The 21,133-nt window shown below is 32.1% G+C and carries 28 protein-coding genes; 27 read left to right on the top strand and 1 reads right to left on the bottom strand.

Annotation, left to right across the window (positions count from 1 at the left end):
* Positions 1 to 105 precede the first annotated feature (105 nt).
* The 24 genes from BHX94_RS03560 to BHX94_RS03665 all read left to right on the top strand — a co-directional run bounded on the left by BHX94_RS03560 (position 106) and on the right by BHX94_RS03665 (position 18,255).
* Positions 106 to 375, top strand: coding sequence for a helix-turn-helix domain-containing protein (locus BHX94_RS03560; RefSeq protein WP_111744924.1), 270 nt, complete (start codon positions 106 to 108; stop codon positions 373 to 375).
* Positions 376 to 392: 17 nt separating this feature from the next.
* Positions 393 to 680: a type II toxin-antitoxin system toxin TscT gene (locus BHX94_RS03565; protein WP_111744925.1), complete on the top strand. Its 288-nt coding sequence runs from the start codon at positions 393 to 395 to the stop codon at positions 678 to 680.
* 218 nt (positions 681 to 898) lie between these two features.
* Positions 899 to 1,822, top strand: coding sequence for a DnaD domain protein (locus BHX94_RS03570; protein ID WP_170120744.1), 924 nt, complete (start codon positions 899 to 901; stop codon positions 1,820 to 1,822).
* An 11-nt stretch (positions 1,823 to 1,833) separates the two neighbouring features.
* Positions 1,834 to 2,640 carry an ATP-binding protein gene (locus tag BHX94_RS03575; protein WP_111744927.1) on the top strand — a complete coding sequence of 269 codons (807 nt, stop codon included), beginning with the start codon at positions 1,834 to 1,836 and terminating at the stop codon, positions 2,638 to 2,640.
* Positions 2,641 to 2,654: 14 nt separating this feature from the next.
* Complete coding sequence (locus tag BHX94_RS03580) at positions 2,655 to 2,942, top strand: hypothetical protein (protein ID WP_111744928.1); 288 nt, start codon at positions 2,655 to 2,657, stop codon at positions 2,940 to 2,942.
* A gap of 215 nt (positions 2,943 to 3,157) precedes the next feature.
* Complete coding sequence (locus BHX94_RS12795) at positions 3,158 to 3,307, top strand: hypothetical protein (RefSeq protein ID WP_170120745.1); 150 nt, start codon at positions 3,158 to 3,160, stop codon at positions 3,305 to 3,307.
* Positions 3,308 to 3,767: 460 nt separating this feature from the next.
* Positions 3,768 to 4,016 (top strand): hypothetical protein, encoded by a 249-nt coding sequence (locus BHX94_RS03585; protein ID WP_111744929.1) that lies wholly within the window; start codon positions 3,768 to 3,770, stop codon positions 4,014 to 4,016.
* 542 nt (positions 4,017 to 4,558) lie between these two features.
* On the top strand, positions 4,559 to 4,999 hold the full coding sequence (locus BHX94_RS03590; protein WP_111744930.1) for an ArpU family phage packaging/lysis transcriptional regulator: 441 nt from the start codon (positions 4,559 to 4,561) through the stop codon (positions 4,997 to 4,999).
* Between the two features lie 50 nt (positions 5,000 to 5,049).
* Entirely contained in the window at positions 5,050 to 5,259 is a 210-nt protein-coding gene (locus tag BHX94_RS03595; protein WP_111744931.1) for a hypothetical protein, read from the top strand.
* 37 nt (positions 5,260 to 5,296) lie between these two features.
* The gene (locus tag BHX94_RS03600) at positions 5,297 to 5,956 is read left to right on the top strand and encodes a hypothetical protein (protein ID WP_111744932.1); all 660 of its coding nucleotides are present in this window, start codon (positions 5,297 to 5,299) and stop codon (positions 5,954 to 5,956) included.
* A gap of 338 nt (positions 5,957 to 6,294) precedes the next feature.
* On the top strand, positions 6,295 to 6,441 hold the full coding sequence (locus BHX94_RS12800; protein WP_170120746.1) for a hypothetical protein: 147 nt from the start codon (positions 6,295 to 6,297) through the stop codon (positions 6,439 to 6,441).
* Between the two features lie 726 nt (positions 6,442 to 7,167).
* Entirely contained in the window at positions 7,168 to 7,515 is a 348-nt protein-coding gene (locus tag BHX94_RS03605) for a hypothetical protein (RefSeq protein ID WP_111744933.1), read from the top strand.
* A complete protein-coding gene (locus BHX94_RS03610; protein ID WP_111744934.1) occupies positions 7,508 to 8,590 on the top strand; it encodes a HigA family addiction module antitoxin in 1,083 nt (360 codons plus the stop codon). The genes BHX94_RS03605 and BHX94_RS03610 overlap by 8 nt, the downstream gene beginning before the upstream one ends.
* Positions 8,591 to 8,980: 390 nt before the next feature.
* Complete coding sequence (gene aroC, locus BHX94_RS03615; RefSeq protein ID WP_111744935.1) at positions 8,981 to 10,138, top strand: chorismate synthase; 1,158 nt, start codon at positions 8,981 to 8,983, stop codon at positions 10,136 to 10,138.
* On the top strand, positions 10,139 to 11,263 hold the full coding sequence (locus BHX94_RS03620) for a 3-dehydroquinate synthase (protein ID WP_111744936.1): 1,125 nt from the start codon (positions 10,139 to 10,141) through the stop codon (positions 11,261 to 11,263).
* Positions 11,250 to 12,557 carry a 3-phosphoshikimate 1-carboxyvinyltransferase gene (gene aroA, locus BHX94_RS03625; RefSeq protein ID WP_111744937.1) on the top strand — a complete coding sequence of 436 codons (1,308 nt, stop codon included), beginning with the start codon at positions 11,250 to 11,252 and terminating at the stop codon, positions 12,555 to 12,557. Before BHX94_RS03620 ends, aroA begins: the two co-directional genes overlap by 14 nt.
* Positions 12,557 to 13,771, top strand: coding sequence for a tetratricopeptide repeat protein (locus tag BHX94_RS03630; protein WP_111744938.1), 1,215 nt, complete (start codon positions 12,557 to 12,559; stop codon positions 13,769 to 13,771). Before aroA ends, BHX94_RS03630 begins: the two co-directional genes overlap by 1 nt.
* Complete coding sequence (locus tag BHX94_RS03635; RefSeq protein ID WP_111744939.1) at positions 13,771 to 14,328, top strand: YpiB family protein; 558 nt, start codon at positions 13,771 to 13,773, stop codon at positions 14,326 to 14,328. The genes BHX94_RS03630 and BHX94_RS03635 overlap by 1 nt, the downstream gene beginning before the upstream one ends.
* Positions 14,318 to 14,743, top strand: a complete 426-nt coding sequence (locus BHX94_RS03640) for a DUF2487 family protein (protein ID WP_111744940.1) — start codon at positions 14,318 to 14,320, stop codon at positions 14,741 to 14,743. Before BHX94_RS03635 ends, BHX94_RS03640 begins: the two co-directional genes overlap by 11 nt.
* Positions 14,744 to 14,861: 118 nt before the next feature.
* Positions 14,862 to 15,365, top strand: coding sequence for a QcrA and Rieske domain-containing protein (locus tag BHX94_RS03645; protein WP_111744941.1), 504 nt, complete (start codon positions 14,862 to 14,864; stop codon positions 15,363 to 15,365).
* Between the two features lie 11 nt (positions 15,366 to 15,376).
* Positions 15,377 to 16,051: a menaquinol-cytochrome c reductase cytochrome b subunit gene (gene qcrB, locus BHX94_RS03650; protein WP_086042577.1), complete on the top strand. Its 675-nt coding sequence runs from the start codon at positions 15,377 to 15,379 to the stop codon at positions 16,049 to 16,051.
* A 32-nt stretch (positions 16,052 to 16,083) separates the two neighbouring features.
* On the top strand, positions 16,084 to 16,872 hold the full coding sequence (locus BHX94_RS03655; protein WP_111744942.1) for a menaquinol-cytochrome c reductase cytochrome b/c subunit: 789 nt from the start codon (positions 16,084 to 16,086) through the stop codon (positions 16,870 to 16,872).
* Between the two features lie 48 nt (positions 16,873 to 16,920).
* A complete protein-coding gene (locus tag BHX94_RS03660; protein WP_379875043.1) occupies positions 16,921 to 17,505 on the top strand; it encodes a DUF1405 domain-containing protein in 585 nt (194 codons plus the stop codon).
* Positions 17,506 to 17,559: 54 nt separating this feature from the next.
* The gene (locus tag BHX94_RS03665; RefSeq protein ID WP_111744944.1) at positions 17,560 to 18,255 is read left to right on the top strand and encodes a zinc metallopeptidase; all 696 of its coding nucleotides are present in this window, start codon (positions 17,560 to 17,562) and stop codon (positions 18,253 to 18,255) included.
* Positions 18,256 to 18,366: 111 nt separating this feature from the next.
* Here BHX94_RS03665 and BHX94_RS03670 read toward each other — a convergent pair whose 3' ends face one another.
* Complete coding sequence (locus BHX94_RS03670; RefSeq protein WP_096076458.1) at positions 18,367 to 19,245, bottom strand: YitT family protein; 879 nt, start codon at positions 19,243 to 19,245, stop codon at positions 18,367 to 18,369.
* A 60-nt stretch (positions 19,246 to 19,305) separates the two neighbouring features.
* Here BHX94_RS03670 and BHX94_RS03675 point away from each other — a divergent pair, with 60 nt between their 5' ends.
* Genes BHX94_RS03675 through bshA form a run of 3 tightly spaced genes read left to right on the top strand, consistent with a single transcriptional unit; the run spans position 19,306 to position 21,128 of the window.
* On the top strand, positions 19,306 to 19,632 hold the full coding sequence (locus tag BHX94_RS03675; protein ID WP_111744945.1) for a nucleotide pyrophosphohydrolase: 327 nt from the start codon (positions 19,306 to 19,308) through the stop codon (positions 19,630 to 19,632).
* Positions 19,629 to 19,997, top strand: coding sequence for a methylglyoxal synthase (gene mgsA / locus BHX94_RS03680; RefSeq protein ID WP_096076460.1), 369 nt, complete (start codon positions 19,629 to 19,631; stop codon positions 19,995 to 19,997). The genes BHX94_RS03675 and mgsA overlap by 4 nt, the downstream gene beginning before the upstream one ends.
* A 9-nt stretch (positions 19,998 to 20,006) precedes the next feature.
* Positions 20,007 to 21,128, top strand: coding sequence for an N-acetyl-alpha-D-glucosaminyl L-malate synthase BshA (bshA, locus tag BHX94_RS03685; protein WP_096076461.1), 1,122 nt, complete (start codon positions 20,007 to 20,009; stop codon positions 21,126 to 21,128).
* Positions 21,129 to 21,133 lie beyond the last annotated feature (5 nt).

Consider the following 21,133-nt stretch of genomic DNA (forward strand, 5'->3'; position numbering starts at 1 on the left):
TTTACTAATACTAGTTTGGGCTTTTTATCATTAAGTTATTTCTTATCTTTAGGGATCTTAAGTTATGAAGTAATTTGCAATGATATAAAAAGGGGGGTTCTATAAATGACTAATTTAATAAGTATGGAAAAACCTAATATTGAAAATTCTTATATGTCTCCAAAGGAAATATATATGAAAAATAAAAGGTTCGCTAAAATTTCTACTATTTCACATATCTATGATGTAAGTAAATCAACGGTTTATAGATGGCTAGAAAATTTAGATGAACAACAGTTTCCAGGTGTTTATGTAGAATTATCATCTTCATTAAAACTTATTAACTTAGATGAATTCGATAAATATTTATATTCTATGCACAAAAAATACTTATAAAAATCGGAGGATAAAATATGTCAATATTAGTTGAATTACAAGATGTTAAATCATCATTAAATGTTACGTTAGAAAAATTAACTGGATTAGAAATAACAAATACTTATTACACGGAAGATTATTTTGAAGGAAAATCTCCAGAAACACATGAAGAATTTTTTGAATTTGGAAGATCATTTTATGAAATGAGACTTGGTAATGAACAAAGTAATGATTTATTACTTCTTTATATCAATAGATTAAAGAATGATATTGCTATGTTAGAACAAACTATTAAAGCATTAAAGAAAGAAAAAGCAGAATAAGTAATATGAAGAATAGCGCAATTAAAAAAGTTCTAACAAGCACATTCCCCAATGACATGTTAGAACCTTTTTATAAAAATTAGATATTCAATACTTGAAACTTAATTTGTAGTATTTACATTTAAAAATACTTCATAAAAATAGCAGGACATCTATATGCCTATTCTATCATATTATAAAGAATTTTACTGAACTTTTTTAAGATGGAGGTAGGTAATATGACAGGGTGGATAAGTTTGTATAGAAGCATAGAAAATCATTGGATTTATGAAGAAGATAGAACTTTTTCTAAATTTGAAGCCTGGATAGATATATTACTAATGGTTAATCATACAGATAAAAAAATTACATTAGGAAATGAGTTAATAACTGTAAAAAGAGGTCAAAAAGTAACCAGTATACGCAAATTATGCGACAGATGGAAATGGTCGAATAATAAAGTAAAAAAGTATCTAGATATGTTACAACATGACGGAATGATATTAATAAAAAGCGACACTAAAAAAACGGTTATAACCGTTGTAAACTATGACAAGTATCAAAATCAAGAAATTAAAAAGCGACAAAGAAACGACACAAACGAAACGCAAATGAAACACGATAGCGACAAAGAAACGACAGAAATGCATTTCGAAAAAGAAACGGACGCATATCAAAAGCACACAAACAATAATGTAAATAATGAATTAATAATGAGTAATAATGTTGTAGTAGAGCCTAATCAGAAAAATGACTTTGCAGAAGTTATAAATCTTTATCAAAATGATATACAAGCGACACCACCACTAACAGTTATTAATAAGCTATCAGATGATTTTGATATGTTCGGTAAAGAGATTATGTTATACGCCATTAAGAAGTCGGCTCTTGCTGGTAATCGTGATTACCGCTTCATTGATTACTTAACAAAAGAATGGCGTAAGCAACAGTTAAAGACACTTGAAGCGGTTGAACAGTTTGAAGATAAAAGAAATCAACCGAAACATTCATACAGCTATAACAACGATAGAAACGGAGTAACAAATAAATACGGAGATAGATATGATTTATCATTCCAGGCCTTAGAGTTGAAAAAGGAAAAGAGCGGTATAGCTTCATTTACGCAAGAAGAATATAAGGCATATGAAAGTTATTACTTTTAAGGAGGCTCATTATGAAAGAAATTATAGCTAAATCATTTGAAATTAGTGATCCTATAGCAATAAACGATTACCTTTTACATAAAGGCTTGGTTCAAGGAAAGCTGATAAATGTCAGATACAATGTTAAATGTGAGAAATGTGGTAGAAATTGTGATATTGCAGAATATGATGACCATATAGAGAAAATGTGTGACTGTAATATAAAAGCTAATGTAAGAACTAAATCATCTAAAAAAATCCATTACTACTGGAGGATAAGTAAGATACCTGAAAACTTAAAAAAATCTACTTTTGAAACATTCGAAAAAGATTTAACCGATAGTATTAGGAATATGTATCAAGGCTTTAAATATTATGCTAACTCATTGGATAAAGATAAACCGAAAACATTATCAGTACTTGGATCAATGGGAACTGGTAAAACACATTTATCTATATCATGCGGAAAAGAATTAGTTAAAAGAGGTTTTAGCGTGTATTTTATATCTTTTCCAACGCTTATGAGAAATATCAGAGAAACAATGGATAAAGGAAATGATATGACTCAAACAGAGATATTTAAGACTATTGAAAAATGTGATGTCTTTATCCTAGATGACATCATGGTGACATCAGGAACACCTTACGAAATAAATACACTTGAAAATATTATCGAAGTCCGACAGGGAAGAGCAAATATATACACAAGTAATTTAAGTAATGATGACTTTAGCAAGAATAAGAATATGCAAAGAATAAAATCAAGGTTATTTGATAGAACTACAACATCAGTAATAAAAGTAGTTGGAGATGATTATAGAACATTACCAGCGTTTTAAGATAGGGGGGGAATATGAAAATATCCACACTTAGTAATGGGGACAAGAAAATAGATTTTAATAACGGTTTACTATTAACAAGAAAGCCTATTGATGTTAGTGAAAGTAAATTTATTGCTGGAGTAAGAAATTCAAAGTTAGAAATTCATAACTTACATGTAGGATTATTAAGTCATAGCTTTAAACACAAATTATATATAACCTGGATAGCTTTAAAGTTTATATGGACGGATAAAGATATTAGGAAACGAATGTTATTCATAACAATGTTTAAACGTATTTACTCGATAATGAGCCGATAGATAGAAAGATGATAAATAATACCATTTATCGTTATCGACTCTCTATGAGCATTTAAATAAAAAATTAGAATAACACATTTTTGGGTTATCCTAACTTAATTCTAGAAAACGGAGATTTCCGTTCTCTGATTGTTGGAAGCATTTATTAATTTCAGAATCACGATAATTATTACAACAGTAGAATAAGTAAAAAATAAAACAATGGAGTGAAAAGAATGTGTTTTCTACTAGCCGGGACAATGTTGATAATATCGTCATTTGTTATAGGTATTACATTAGGTAGGAATGGACATGGGGATATTTATGAAACTGGTAAACTGGATCCGAAAAGAGAACCAAAGCCACCAGATAAAACATTTAAGTAATTAATCAGAAGTAAGAAAGGAATAAAGAGAATTAACATGATAAATCTATCAATTAACCTAGTAATAATCACTATAATCTTATTTATATTATTTTTTAAAAACAGTAGTAAAAGTAGTATCGGAGTAACAAAGCCGAAGAGGACACCACCACCAGACCGAACATTTAAGCTACCAACTAGAGATGAAGAAGAATTTTAAAAAATATATGAAGATGAAGAATAACAATATAAATTCTAACAAGTGTACAAGCGTAGTAATAACTACACTTGTCAAGCTGTAAAAGTAAATTAGTTAGGAATATCTACTAAAATTAAATAGAGTAGCTGTACTAAGTAATCTTTAGTGCAGATCAAAGATATAAAACAAGAAGTAAAAATTAAATACATGCCATATAATATTTCATTTTAGAAAGCGGAATTAAAATATAATTGCTTCAGAAATAAGAGAGGAGTAAGGAAGCATGAGAAAGGTAGATAGAAAGGAATACATGAAAGAGTATAGAAAGCGTATTGCCGAACGTATGAAAGAGTTAAATCGTAATAACTACCTTAAACGTAAAGAGAAAAGTAATAGTATACAGCAAGATGATACTGTTTTAATGTATATACAAAATTTGAAACAAGAAAGACTATTAAATATGTCTATCCAGCGTAAGAGACGTAAGAAGCGGTTACAAGATTTAATTAATAGTGAGCTATTACATTCATAGTGGTGACCTAGCGTTTTACGAGGGCATCTAAGAATGAAGATAAAATATTAATAATTCATTTTAATGTATTGAGGGGGTAGCGATTCACGACCCCCTTTATTCTAAAGATTTAGAGAAGGAACTTTGAAAAACAAAAATAAAAAAGCTCCAATAAATGATATATGCAATGTTATAAGCGAGGGGTAACAAAGCATACATATTTATAAGAGCAACAGACAAAGTGTGTAGATAAATATAATACTAATATAACATGCAATCATGTTTCTGAAAATATTGTAAAGCGGTGGTGATGATATAAGAATAAAATCGCAATATGTGTAACAGCTGTATATTTAACCTGGTTGAAACGGCTAATAGTATAATTAGATTATGTAAACTCTTGTTTAAGAATAACCGTTCTTTATTAAAAAATATAAGGATGATAGTCCGATCTAATAATGATGTTTAATAATTGTAAATAATACAATTTTTGATTAAATACTGTTATTTATGGTGACAGAGGTAATAACAAACATCCTATAAAAAGCGGATGGAGGTAATAGATGTTAAATGCAACAATGATAAAACACATTGATATTAAAAGCACTATAAAAAATGTTAATGCTTTATTAAAGAGATATAACTTTCTAATAAGGGTATTACCTGAAAGAACTATGCCAAAAATCACTCAATCATATAATTCTATGCCTACTTCTACAGTAAGAAGTTTAAATGCTATTGAAAGATCAGCATACGAAAACCTTAAACGTGAGAAACTTATAGAAGAAAGAAATCAACTAAAGGAATTACTTTTTGAGATAGTAGAACAGTTAAACGAAGATGAAAAATATATTATCATTAATAAATTTCTATCTGATAATGAAACAAGTGATTATGATATTTATTATGATTTATGTATCGGAAGAACAAAATATTACAAAATAAAAAAAGAAGCATTATTAAAATTGGCTTTGTTGTTAGGATTAGAAATATATAAAGAATAACTTATTTCTGCTTAGTATAGAGAAATAATTAAAGAAAGGAGATTTGTTAAATGAGGAAAATGTACAGAAATCAATATTTGGGTGAAATATCAAATGTTGGCCTTAATCTTCCAGGAATATTTAAAGTAAACTCTTTACAAAATAATATTTTGTTAAAGAAAAATGCACATATTAATTCTTTTAATAACTCTATTCAGAAAAAAGCTTACAAAAAACATATTGAGAATATTAGGAAATTAGATATAAGTCACAAAAAATAATATTTTAATCTAATATAAATAAAAGGAGATGGAATAAATGCCATTATTGAAAAAAGAAAGTTTAGAGAATCAAGTACAAGAAACAGAAGTGAAAATTGACGGTTTAGAGGACAATTTACCTAAATTATTGAAACCAATTAAAGAAAAGAAAGAAAGATCATACGCTCTATTAAGTAATCGTACAAATTTAGTAAGAGCAATTGAAGAATTAAAAAATAAAATCAGTATTACAAACAAAGAAAAAAATCTGTTAGAAGTTTTAAAAATGCAAGAATTAATAAATACGCACGAAAAAGAAATTCTAAAAATCGAGGATGAATTAATAAAGCCTGAGAATAATGTGAGTGAGAAAGAAGTTAAAAATTTTAGAGTGATGTTTAGTAAGGAATATAAATTAATTGATCAGGAACATAATAAAATTTTAGAAGAAATTGATGAAAAACTTAAAGAAGTATATGAATTATTTAATAAAAAAGCTGTTATTGAAAGAATGGGAGCAAGAAGAAATAACAGAATGAGATATGTTAAAGAAGTTAGTGAAGTATCTCTTAATACTACAACATTGGACTTAACAAGATCAGATGTGTTTATTTATAAAGATAAGAATGACCAATACTATATAAATCATTTTAAAGAAAATATAGAAAAAGAATCACGTAAAGTGTTCAGAGAATACTATGATAAAAATCTCTTTTAATAAAGAATTTTAAAATTTCGTTAAATTATAGATATAATTCAGGTTCCCAAAATCTTGGGGCCTGTTTTCTTATGTAAAATAAAATATATGAAGCGGTAGCATAATTATTAATGTTTGTAGTTAACTAAAAATAATATATCTCGTATCAATGTTATAAGTATTAGAATCATATAACATAAGGCGATGGTATATGTATGAGTACCAGGCACACATAGGGCAGTAGTATATGTATGGGTACTGGGTACACATAGGGCAGTAGTATACATAGCAGTACCAGGTACACATAGGGCAGTAGTATATGTATGAGTACTGGGTACACATAGGGCAGTAGTATATGTATGAGTACTGGGTACACATGGGCAGTAGTATATGTATGGGTACTAGGCACACAAAGGGCAGTGGTATACATAGCAGTACCAGGTACACATAGGGCAGTGGTATACATAGCAGTACCAGGTACACATAGGGCAGTAGTATATGTATGAGTACTGGGTACACATAGGACAGTAGTATATGTATGGGTACTAGGCACACATAGGACAGTAGCACATGTATGGGTACTAGGCACACATAGGGCAGTAGTACATGTGTAGGTACTAGGTACACAAAGGGCAGTGGTATATATATCAATAACATATACACATTATTTCGACTATAACTATCAGTTCGAGTAAGGCAATGATATATTTTAGAAGTATAAGTAAACTAAGGTTAAAAAAGATAAATAGATTTGATCCTTCAGGCACTATTCAAATATTAGAGTCATCACTTTAGAAAAGTTATAAGTTTAATCGATTATGAATAAAATAAAATTAACAAATAAATTTTTCATATAAAGCTTTATGCTAATCATACCCCCCACCTTAAATCTCTGAAAAAACTTCACAAAACAACGGCGCCCCAGTTAACTTTATACAAAATTCGCTCAAAAAAGTTTCATTATAATTTGATATGGCCCATTTTAGTTAATAATCATACTCAATAGATTTTATAATGTTGAAAAATACGGTATTTAAACATAAATTTATTTTAATAACTGCGAATCAATAAAAGATACCATGATCGCTTTTTAAATGATAATAGATATCTCATATTTTAAATTAATGATAGTTAATCTTATATTTAACAATCTAGATAAGTTTATTGTATTAGGGTATATATTAGTGTAGTATTATATAGAATTACCTAATAAGTAATATGGTTGTGATGAGATGGAAGTTCTATTCGACAAAACAGCAACACAAAAGATATGTACAGACTCTAAAAAAGCTAAGAAGAAACTTGGAGACAAACCGGCGATTGGATTGATGAAAGCGCTGAATTTCATTGAATCGGCTTCTTCATTTGAATCTATTATGAACTACGGTCCATTTCACTACCATAGGCTTCAAGGTAAACTCAGTGAGACATGTAGCCTTGATTTCGAGGGACGTAAATCAAAATGGAGGCTTTATGTAAGGCCAGTGGATAGAGATGGTAATAGTCTTCTTAATGAGTTAGATGCTAAAAAGACGGAGATTGTACATATACTAATAATAGAGGTGATAGATCATGGTTGATAAATTAGTATTAGAATATAATGACCAAATGGCTTTTCATCCAGGAGTATATATACAAGATAGTCTTGATGATTTAGATATGACTCAAAGAGAGTTAGCAACCCGTTTAGATACTAGTGCCAAAAATGTAAGTGAAATTGTTAATGGCCTTAAGTCTGTCAATCCTAAGATGGCGCTTAATTTATCTAAGGTATTTAAAGTTGATTCACAGACTTGGTTAAATCTACAAGCCAAATACGATGCTCTAAAGATGGAAATAGAACAAAATGAGCATATAAAGGAACAAATACCACTTCTTAGTCATATCGATTATACCAAACTAGTTAAGCTAGGTATTGTAGCTAAACATAGGAAAGGTGAAGACAAAATAAAAGAACTGTGTAAAATTTTTAAAATAGCTAGTCTAGATGTATTAAAAGAACGAGAAATAGCAATTAATTTCAGAGCTACGGAACTTGAAAAGGAAAGCCATGTAATAAACACTAATTTGTGGATTGAAATGGTAACGTTAAAGGCATCTAAGGAGTTGCCTTTAGAATTTAATAAAGAAATTCTTGAAAACTCGATTAGTTATTTAAGGAGCCTAACCAATGAGGAACCAGCGTTATTTATACCCGAAATCACTAGAACACTAAGAGAAGCGGGAATACATTTTATACTTATGCCTAGTTTGAAAAATGCTAAACCTAAAGGCATGGTTATGTGGAGAGATGGTAAAATAACATTAGCGATGAGTAATAAAGGTAAATACGCTGATATGTTTTGGTTTACTTTCTTTCATGAGATTGGTCATATTCTAATGCATCCAACTAAAAACTTTATAGAGTTGGATGGCAAAAGTGTAAGAGAAAAAGAAGCAGATACTTTTGCTAGAAATACATTGATACCTGATGTGGAATATAATGATTTTACTACAGGCGGTGATTTCAGTTTTACTTCTATCAATGCTTTTGCGGAGAGTATGGGGATAAATCCTACTATAGTAATTGGGAGACTTCAAAATGATAATATAATTCCTTATTATCATTTTACAGATAAGAAAGCTAAATATACATGGGCATTTGAAAAAGACTGAGATGGCTAAAATCCATCTCAGTCTTTTTTAATATTTAATACATTACAGAAAGAGAATATATTTAGTTTATGTTAGATTACCAGTATCTTTATTAATATTAGTGAAAAAGGGCAGAAAAAGGGCAGATAATTAATAATATGAGAAATTGCATGAAACAAAAATAAAAATTAAAGGTCTGTAAACACCGTAAAATCAACGTTTTTTATTTCTGTGAAATTCCTGGCGAACTACCATTTCGAGTAACAGCTGCTTGGGTGTACTAATTAATAAATTGACAGTTACCTATATAGGTAACTGTCTTTTTTTATTTGGATTTAAATATAATACATTGGAGAAACAAGCATATATTTGATAAGATTTAGTAATGATAAATATTAAGGAGCGATTATTTTGAGATTTTTAACAGCGGGAGAATCACATGGTCCTAAACTAACTGTCATTATAGAAGGCATGCCTTCTAACATGCGGCTTACAAGTGATATGATCAATCAGGAATTATTTAAACGTCAAGGTGGATATGGCCGAGGTCGACGTATGCAGATTGAAAAAGATACTGTAGAGATAACCTCTGGTGTAAGGCATGGTGTTACACTTGGTTCGCCGATTACTTTAGTGATAACAAATGATGACCATAAACATTGGTTAAAGGTGATGGGTGTAGATCCAAAAGATGATATAGAACCCGTGAAACGTGTCATTACAAAACCACGTCCTGGACACGCTGATCTTGTCGGCGGTATGAAGTATCGTCACAGAGATTTACGAAACGTGCTTGAACGTTCAAGTGCACGTGAAACGGCTGCACGTGTTTCAGTTGGTGCGGTCTGTAAAGTGTTATTGAGTCAGCTGGGTATTGATATATTTTCCCGTGTCGTTGAAATTGGTGGTGCTAGAGATAACACCGATTATCCAATTCATACTATTAAAGAAAATAATGATACTAATGATGTGCGTTGTATTGATGACAATGTTGCACAACAGATGCGAGATATAATCGATCTGGCAAAATCAAATGGTGATTCAATTGGTGGTGAAGTGCAGGTTATTGTAGAAAACGTACCGGCAGGTTTAGGAAGCTATGTACATTACGATCGTAAATTAGATGGTAAAGTGGCACAATCTGTTATTAGCATTAATGCATTTAAAGCAGTGTCATTTGGTGCAGGCTATGATATGAAGCATTTACCTGGTAGTCAAGTGCAGGATCCCATTGGTTATGATGAATCGGGATATTATCGCTTATCTAATCAGCTTGGAGGATTTGAAGGCGGGATGACCAATGGCATGCCAATTATCGTTAATGCTGTAATGAAGCCTATCCCAACACTATACAAACCGCTTGATTCAGTCGATATTAATACAAAGGAAGCATATAAAGCTTCTATAGAACGCAGTGATAGCTGTGCTGTGCCAGCAGCATCAATTGTTTGTGAACATGCTGTTGCTTTTGAGATCGCGAAAGAAATACTGGATGAGTTTCAATCCAATGATTTAGCTCAATTACAGGATAATATTGAACGTCACAAAACTTATATTAAGGAGTTCTAGATGAAACTCATTACAAATTATCAGGTGGACCAAAAGGCGAAAGATTATGAGATTATTGTTTCAGAAAATGCATTGGAACTGGAATATGATCTAAATCATTATCACAAATGTTATGCATTAATTGATACTTATGTGTATAGTCTTCACAAAGCAAAGATAGATACATTCATGAAAAGATATGATATTGAAAAAGTGTTGATTCCTTCAGGTGAAGCTGTAAAGACGATGCATCATTTTAATACAATGATAGAACTATTACTTGAAAAAAATATTAAACGTAATGATTGCTTGATTGCTATCGGTGGAGGGGCTACTGGAGATTTTACAGGATATGTTGCTGCAAGTTTATTACGCGGTATCTCGTTCATTCAGGTACCTACTACGATCTTAGCTCATGATGCTGCAATTGGAGGAAAGACAGGAATAAATTCTAAACATGGCAAGAACTTAATCGGTGCATTTAAACGACCTGATGGAGTGATATATGATATTTCTTTTTTAAATACTTTAAATGATGCTGAGCTTTTAAGTGGGTTTGCTGAAATCGTGAAGCACGTAATATTGAATGGGAATTACAAAGTAAATCAGACAAGTGATATCGTAAATGATGATTTATCAAGATTAATGCAGGCATTTAATAAACCGGACGATTTAAAAGATATGCATAAAATACAGACATGGATTACTTATGGCATTCAAACGAAACTGAATGTCGTAGAGCGTGATGAGTTAGAAAGTGGCGTACGAAAGTACTTAAATTTTGGACATACGTTAGGTCATGCTTTAGAATTTTCACACAAATTGCCACACGGCATTGCTGTTATGCATGGGATGATGTTTGCACTTATTTTAAGTGGATATGAAGAAAATGTAATCGAAAAGTTTTATCATTGGCTGATTCAGCTAGGGTTTCCAGAAGTAGAAGTGAAGGCATTTAAACATTATTACGCACTGCTCAGTAAAGATAAGAAAAATGAAACAGAAAGTATTAGTTTTGTTGTCATGAAACAACGACAAGGTCATTTAGAAGATGTGTTTTATTTGAAATCATTTGAACACGGCACATTAAAAAAGTCTTTTGAGCGCTGGGTTACTGTATTAAGGAGTTGTTATGGTGAAAAGTAAAGGATTAACAGGCGAGATAAAAGTACCTGGTGATAAGTCAATCACACATCGCGCAATTATCTTAGGTAGTTTATCGGAAGGAAAAATGAAAATCATAGACCCTTTATTAGGTGAAGATTGTTTGAGTACGATAAATATTTTTCGAAAGTTAGGCGTGGATATTCGGGTTAATGAAGTAAATAAAGAAATAATAATTAACGCTCAAGGTTATCGTAATTTTGTTGAGCCTACACAAGTGCTGGACACTGGTAATTCAGGCACAACTACACGGTTATTGTCTGGTGTACTTGCGGGGCTGCCATTTATGTCTGTGATGAGTGGTGATGATTCAATAGCGAAAAGACCGATGGATCGTGTCATTGAACCGTTGCGTTTAATGGGTGTGGATATTATTGGTAGTCAAAATAATAGTCGTACACCACTTGTTATCAATAGCATGGATAATGTTGTTAATATTAATGGGATAACATATGATATGCAGGTTAAAAGTGCGCAAGTAAAGTCAGCAATATTATTTGCAGGTTTGTATGCAAAAAGCGATGTTATGTTAAAAGAACAGGTGACTTCACGTAACCACACAGAACTCATGTTTCAACAGTTTGGCATTGAAGTTGAGAAACAAGATGATTATATCCACTTACCAGCGCATTCCATAGATAAGTTAGTAACTACTGATGTACAAGTACCTGGTGACATTTCTTCTGCTGCATTCTTTATCGTAGCCGGTTTAATCATTCCCGGAAGTCATATTGTCATCAGAAATGTCGGAACAAATAAGACACGTTCTGGTATTATTGAAGTTGTTAAGGCAATGGGTGGACAAATTTCTTTAAAATCTGTTTCTGACGGTGCGGAACCGATATGCGATATAGAGGTGAAATATACAGCCCAGTTAAATGCAACAGAAATTTATGGGGATATGATTCCAACATTAATTGATGAGATACCGATTATTGCATTATTGATGACACAGGCGCGTGGTAGAAGTGTGATACGTGATGCTGAAGAATTGAAGGTAAAGGAAACGAACAGAATAGACAAGGTAGTTGAAAGTTTGAATCAGCTCGGCTATCATATAGAAGCTACTGATGATGGTATGATAATTTATGGACAGGAAAAAGAATTGATGCAGAGCACGCGATTTTCATCTTTTAATGATCACCGTATCGGTATGTTGCTTGCTATTGCGAATTTATTAGAAACTGAAGAAATTGAAATTGATCATATTGATGCGGTTAATGTATCGTACCCATCATTTATGAATGATTTAAGACGATTACAAGGAGGAAACTAATGGATATTTATCAGATTATTGATCAGATTCATCTGCAAAATTTGGACAAACTGGACGAATCAATAGACGGTGCATTATTTACTGATGATCACGATGCTTTATTTCAGCTTGGGGATACACTATTACAATATGGACTTAATCCTCAAGGGTTGAAAGTATTTTCGCGATTATTTGAGCTGTATCCTGATGAACCAGATGTGATGGCTTATTATATCGAATGTTTAATTGACGATAATCAACATGATAAGGCGATAGAGATACTTCATAATACACCGCTTACGGTAGAACGATTAATGCTCGAGGCTGATATCTATCAACAGCAGGATATGCTTGAAGTAGCTATTGAAAAAGTGAAACAGGCATATGCGATGTCTAGTGAGGATCCAATTATAAGTTTTGCACTCGCTGAACTATATTATTTTGACGGTCAATATTTACCGGCAGCCCGAAGTTATGAGTATTTGATAAATAATGGAATTGACCGTGTCAATAATGTTAATATTCAATCACGCATAGCGGATTGTGTCTTACAATCAGGTGACTATGAAGAAGCGGTAGAACATTATGAAAAAATAGATGACAAGGATATGCTAAGTGATGATTATTTCAAGATGGCGATCAGTTATCAGAAAGCAGATCGAATAGAACGCAGTATTCAAACATTACAAACCTTATTAGATAAAGATCCGGATTATATGCAGGCTTATTTATTACTCGTAAACTTGTTAGAAAGCGAACGTAAATACAATGATGCAATCATAGTAGGACAAAAAGGTTTAAGTTTAAATGAGTTTTATAAAGAATTGCTTGTTGATACAGGCCGCATCATGATTAAGATGCATAATGAAAAGGGGGTTGAATATTTAATTCAGGCGTTAACAATAGATCCATCATATGTTGAAGCATCATTATTACTTGCTGATTACTATAGAGAAGAAGAAGCATATGAAGATCTTGTGAAATTATTTGCATATATAGACGAGGAAGATTTAGATCCAACAGTGATGTGGCATCTGGCTTTTAGTTATCAGCAATTAGAAAAAGATACAGAAGCGAAACATTTTTATGCCGAAAGCTATAATGTGCTAAAAGACAATACGCAATTCTTAACGGATTATTATAACTATGCACGTGAGATTGCAGATGTAAAACTTGCCGAACAATTGTATGCGTTAATACTTCAAATCGACCCGAATGCGGATATTGATGCTTAATGAATTACAATATCATTGATGAACGTAGTGGATTCATAAAGTATTTACTCAATCAATATGAAATTCATGATAAAAATACAGTGTGGTTACTTAATTTGATAAAAGATAAACCAAATATTTTAGAACATATACAATTTAAAAAAACGACACAACTAAAAGATCAGTTAATCATTTTTAATCAATTTAAAGTACATTTGATATTAAGTCATGGTATTTATACTGATAGTGATGTTATTTTCCATTATCTAGTAAATAACGAAAAACAGTTATATGTGAATATATTATTTAGTGATTTGAAATACGATATTATATGTCAGCAGGAGTTAATGTATCAAATTGATTTTCTAGTGATGGATGAAAACGATTTAAACATTGATTATATTGAAATGAAAATAGATTTGTATGAAATATTCACAAATCCTAAGTTATATACTTATTTGATTGAACAGATTAACTACGCAATAGAAGACACTTTACTTACAAAAAATCAAATCCGTTTTGCAATGCTTACGCAATTAAAAATTGATTTAGAGAGGAAAAGAAAACATGTTATTTAATCATCAGGATCTAAAAACTTTGCAGGATCAACTTGAATATATAGACACTGCAATTATTCCGGTTGTACCGGTTGATTACTCAAAACATTTGATGGACATCGCTGATCATTATGAAATGATTCAATATGTAACGATGGGAGTAGAACAACAATTTAAAGGTCGTCTGTTAGTAGTTCCACCTATTCAGCTCATAGATGATATTAAAATCCTTGATACTATCGAATCACAATTACAAACATTCGGATTTAAGAATCTGGTATTTGTGGTACCACAAAAATTTAATCTTGAAAAAGAAAATGTGCATAAAATAAATATCTTACCTTTAGAAACATTAGATCATGAAATGAAACAGGAATTTGTCCAGGAGAATATCAAATCATTGATGAAATCAATTATTATTTTATGGAATAAATAATGACAATTTTATTACATAAATTGTGACATCTTATTGACCAAGCCACCTTAATAAGCTAAAATTGATATGTCCTAGTATATTTTATATAAAAGAATCGCGTTAGAGGGGGGAAAATTAAATGAGCCAACGTGTCACAAGACGCCAATTTTTAAACTATTCCTTAATGGGAGTTGGATCATTTATGGCTGCTGGTATGGTTATGCCATTGGGGCGTTTCGCATTAGATCCTGTTTTTAAATCTGGAGCTGCAGGAGATATGATTACGACTAGCCTTAAAGTTTCGGAAATCACTGAGGAACCAACGAAAGTGGATTTCAAATACGAACAAAAAGATGCATGGTATACGAGCGAAGTAACAGATTTTGCATGGGTTTATAAAGATGGGGAAAACATTATTGCAATGTCTCCAGTTTGTAAACATTTAGGTTGTACAGTAACATGGAACGGTGATAAATCAAACCCAAACCAATTCTTCTGTCCATGTCATAATGGTCGTTACGAAAAGAATGGTAAAAATGTTCCTGGTACACCACCACTTGGACCTTTAGATCAGTATGAAACTGGTGATAAAGGCGGTATGCTTACAATCGGTAAAAAACATCCAAATGAATTAGTGAAATAGGAGGGTAAAAAATGATCGATAAAATCTATGATTGGGTCGATGACAGACTTGATATTACACCAATCTGGCGCGATATCGCAGATCATGAGGTGCCTGAGCATGTTAACCCTGCTTATCACTTTTCTGCATTCGTTTATTGTTTTGGTGGTTTAACGTTTTTCATCACAGTAATTCAAGTATTATCAGGTATGTTCTTAACAATGTACTACGTACCAGATATCGTAAATGCTTGGAAATCAGTTTATTATTTACAGCATGATGTTGCAGCAGGTGTTATTGTTCGTGGTATGCATCACTGGGGTGCAAGTTTAGTTGTAGTCATGATGTTCTTACATACGCTTCGTGTATTCTTTACAGGTAGTTATAAACAACCACGTGAATTAAACTGGTTAGTCGGCGTTTTAATTTTCTTCGTAATGTTAGGATTATCGTTTACAGGTTATCTTTTACCATGGGATATGAAAGCATTATTTGCAACAAAAGTAGGTTTACAAATTGCAGAATCTGTACCGTTTATCGGTCCATGGGTTAAAACATTATTAGCCGGAGACCCACAAATTGTCGGTGCACAAACATTAACGCGATTCTTCGCTATTCATGTATTCTTCTTGCCTGCATGTTTATTCGCGTTGTTAGCAGCTCACTTTATCATGATCAGAAAACAAGGTATTTCGGGGCCACTATAAACACGAATACACTATAAAAGGAGGTAATATAGATGCATCGCGGAAAAGGTATGAAGTTTGTTGGTGATTCTCGTATTAAATCTTATGAGAAACCAAAATTAAATCGAGATTATTCAGAATTTCCAGGTAAAACAGAAAGTTTCTGGCCTGATTTCTTATTAAAAGAATGGATGACGGGAGCAGTATTCCTAGTTGCATATTTATGTTTAACAGTTGCGCATCCATCTCCATTAGAACGTGTCGCAGATCCATCAGATACAGGTTACACACCATTACCTGACTGGTATTTCTTATTCTTATATCAAATCTTAAAATATACTTACGCATCAGGTCCATTTAATACATTTGGTGCAATTGTAATGCCAGGTATCGCTTTCGGTGCATTAATGTTAGCACCTTGGTTAGACAGAGGTCCTGAGCGTAAATGGACAAAACGTCCTTTAGCTTCTGGATTTATGTTACTTGCAGTTGCTATTATCTTCTATACAACATGGGAATCTTCTCATTACCATGATTGGAAACAACAAGCAGCGCAAGGTAAGATTGTTTTCACTAACTTAGATAAGAAAGATCCAACGTACGAAAAGATTATTAAATCTAACTGTACAAGTTGTCATGGTGGAGAATTAACTGGTGGTTCAGGCCCTAACTTAGTTAAATCTCAATTACCTGCAGCTGCTGTTGAAGGTTTTGTTGAAAAAGGTAGTGGTGCAATGCCATCATTTAAAGATACTTTAACAAAAGAACAAATCAAAGAAGTTGGTAAATTTATCGAAGGTTTAGAAGAAACTGACGAAAGCGGTAAACCACTTAAGAAATAATAACTAAAGAATCATCCATGTGATGATTCTTTTTTTATGAGGTGCATGATGATAGATCAAATTTATTACTGGATTCAGAATAAAGTATTTCTTATCTTTATTATTTTGTGTAATCTTTTAGGAACGCTTTATGGCTATTACTGGTATACTGAACAACTTACTAACACGAAGTGGTATTTTATACCGTTTGTACCAGATAGTCCGACAGCCACTTTATTTTTAATTATTGCGCTTACAGCTATTTTATTTAAAAAACATTTACCGTTAATTGAATGCCTTGCATTTATCACACTTATTAAATATGGCATATGGGCAGTAGTGATGAACATATTAACCTTTATTGAATTAGGTCAGGTCACAGCTATCGGTTTAATGCTCTGTATATCACATGCCATTATGGCGGTGCAGGCACTTCTTTTCTTTCCATTATTCAAAATAAGATTAAAACACGTTTTACTTACTGCAATTTGGGTATTTCATAATGATGTCATTGATTATGTCTATATGCAATATCCTGTGTATAGTATGTTGAATGAATACATTCAACATATTGGTTATTTTTCATTCTGGTTATCAATATTATGTTTTGTGCTATTACTTTACATCATGGATAAGGACATAATATTTGATTAATTTTGACCTTTTTAATAAAATTAAATTAATCTAGTATAAGGAGGCAATACATTAATGAGTTATATCCTGTATTTTATTATCATAATGTTAGTACCGATGTATTTCCAATATAAAGTAAAGTCTACTTACAATAAATATAGTCGCGTACGTTCTACAAGTGGAAAATCTGGACAACAAGTAGCTGAAGAAATTTTAGCAGCAAACGGAATTACAGACGTTCGAGTTATTGAAGGTGAAGGCTTCTTATCAGATCATTATGATCCTAACAAGAAAGTTGTAGTACTTAGTCCATCTAATTTCAGACAACCAAGTGTCGCTGGTACTGCAATTGCAGCACATGAAGTAGGTCATGCAATTCAACATGCAACAGGTTATGGAATGCTTAAAGTACGAAGTGCTTTAGTACCATTAGCAAATTTAGGTACTACATTTAGCTACATGCTTATCATGATTGGTGCAGTATTAACTGGCATGAGTCAACAAGGTGGTGGCATCGGAACAATGGCTATCTGGGCCGGTGTTGTATTAATGTCATTTGCCGTATTATTCTCAATTGTTACATTACCGGTTGAGTTTGATGCAAGTAAGCGCGCGATGAACCAGATTGAAGCATTGCATATTGTTAATGAAGAAGAATATCGTCATGCAAAAACTGTTTTATCTGCAGCAGCAATGACTTATGTGGCAGCGACTGCAGTTGCTGTAGCTGAGTTTTTAAGATTCTTTATGATGGCAAGAAATTCAGATTAATAATGATGAATCATTAAAAAACGTATATTAAATAAAACCGACCATATTCTATTAATCATTCATTGATTTATAAAATATGGTCGGTTTTTATTATGTATTTAATGATATATATTATCTTTCTAACGGCTTTTTAAATTCATCTAAAGTAAATCCTTCGCCTAATACGTCGTGTACATCTAGCAGTGATACAAATGCATGTGGATCTATACTGTTAATGACCTGTTTTAGACGTGTGATTTCATTTCTTGGCACGACACAGTATACAATTGGACGGTCAGTTTTAGAATAATGTCCATGTGCTGAGATTAATGTTACACCACGTTCTAATACGTTACTGATTTCATCAGAAATTGCCTGGTGTTGCTCAGAAATAATCATTGCACCTCGTGCAGAGTAACCTGAGTCCTGGATTGTATCGATGACGCGCGCTCCAACAAATACACAGACGAGTGTATACATTGTAATGCGATAATCACCTAGTGTTAAATATGTTGCAAGAATAACGAGGCAATCAAATGCGAACATCGTTCTTCCCATTGGTACTTCGAAATATTTTTTCATAAGTCGGGCAAGGATATCAACACCACCGGTTGTTCCTCCGAATCGAAAGATAATGCCGAGACCAGCACCAATAAATACACCGCCAAATAAACTAGCGAGAAGTAAATCATCTTTTAAATTAATATGTAATGGATATTTTTCGCAAATACCAAGAAATAACGATACACTTAAAGTACCTATTAAGGTATAGATAAATGAAAGTTTCCCTAATAGTTTATATCCTACAAAGAAAAGTGGAATGTTAAAGATTAAATTCAATATAGCAGGGCTGAAATGAAATAAATGATATAATATTAAAGCAATACCGGTAAAACCACCTTCTGTCAGCGCGTTAGCCATATTAAAATTCACGATACCAAAACTAAAAATAAATGCACCTATAAGAATCATGATAATATTAATTAATTTTACTTGAAGCGTTTTTTGCATTTATTAACCCCCTTTATAAATTTAATTATACATAATAATGTTAATATTTTGGAGGTAATTATGAAATCATTATTAGAAATGCAGCAAGAAGTAGATGCATATATAAATCAATTTAAACCTGGCTATTTTTCACCAATGGAAAATATGGTGAGATTAACAGAAGAAGTCGGAGAATTGGCGCGAGAAATTAATCATGTATATGGTCCAAAACAAAAGAAACTAAGTGAAAAAGAAAAAGAGATTGGATTAGAACTTGCTGATAATCTTTTTGTGTTAATTTGTCTTGCTAACTCAATGAATATTGATTTGACAGAAAGTTTTAATCAGACGATGGATAAATTTAATAATAGGGATAAAAATCGCTTTGAAAGGGTGGATAAGGAGTGAAGTTTGCTATTATCGCACATGATCAGAAAAAAGATGCGCTAGTTAAGTTTATTGAAGATCATATAGATGAATTTAGTAAACATGAGTTGTTTGCAACAGGCACAACTGGTCTACGTGTAATTGAAAGAACGGGTTTAAATGTAACAAGGTTTAAATCAGGGCCACTCGGTGGTGACCAGGAAATTGGTGCATTAGTAGCTAATAAAGCAATTGATGCAATCTTTTTCTTCCGTGATCCTTTGACTGCGCAACCTCATGAACCAGATGTCAGTGCATTATTACGATTGTCTGATGTTTATGATGTACCGCTTGCTACAAATGAAGGTAGCGCTCTAGCAATTATTACGTATTTTGAGTCATTATAGGAGGTCATTATGAAGATAGGTATAACTTGTTACCCTACAATGGGTGGTTCGGGAATTATTGCAACTGAACTGGGAATAAAGATGGCAGAGAGAGGCCATGACGTTCATTTTATTACTTCTAACACCCCATTTAGAATACAGTTTCAAATGCCGAATATTACCATACATCAGGTTGATGTTAATCAATATTCAGTATTTCAGTATCCACCTTATGATATTACGCTGGCGACTAAAATTGCGGAAGTTATCAATGTGTATGACCTTGATGTTTTACATATGCATTATGCAGTACCACATGCAATTTGTGGTATTCTTGCACGTCAGATTGCCAGAAAAGATGTAGGTATTGTAACAACTTTACATGGTACAGATATTACGGTTCTTGGGTACGATTCAACATTAAAGGATGCCATAAAATTTGGTATCGAAGAAAGCGATATTGTCACAAGTGTGAGTAATGCATTAACACAGGAAACATATGATATTATTGCGCCAGATAAGGAAATCAATACAGTGTACAACTTTATTAATGAAAAAGATTTTGAACCAATTGATAATAAAGCATTAAGAGCATGTTATGGTATCCCGGATGATTATAAAGTGTTGATCCATGTATCAAATTTTAGGAAAGTAAAACGCATTCAGGATGTTATTAAAACGTTTAGTTTAGTAAGAGCAAAGTTAAAGTCTAAGCTCATTTTATTAGGAGATGGTCCAGAACTATCGAAAATGAGAAGCTATGCAAAGAAACTAGGTGTTCTTGATGATGTCATGTTTTTAGGCAAACAGGATAAGGTAGCGAGCTATTATCAAATGTCTGATTTATTCTTATTGATGAGTGAAAAAGAAAGTTTTGGACTTGTATTGCTTGAAGCGATGCATTCGGGTGTTGTGTGTATCGGAACCACTGCTGGCGGTATACAGGAAGTCATTAAACATACTGAAACAGGATTTATTGTGGATGTAGGTGATACAGTTCAAGCAAGTGAATATGCCATTGACCTACTTACGAATGATAAATTATATTCAAAATTTCAGAAAGCGATGAAAGTTGATATTAATGAAAGATTCCATTCTACAATTATTACAGATCAATACGAAGCAATCTACCAATCTTTAGTAAAAAATTAATGTCA

Origin of the sequence: Macrococcoides bohemicum (genome assembly GCF_003259675.1) — a bacterium.
Taxonomy (GTDB): Bacteria; Bacillota; Bacilli; order Staphylococcales; family Staphylococcaceae; genus Macrococcoides; species Macrococcoides bohemicum.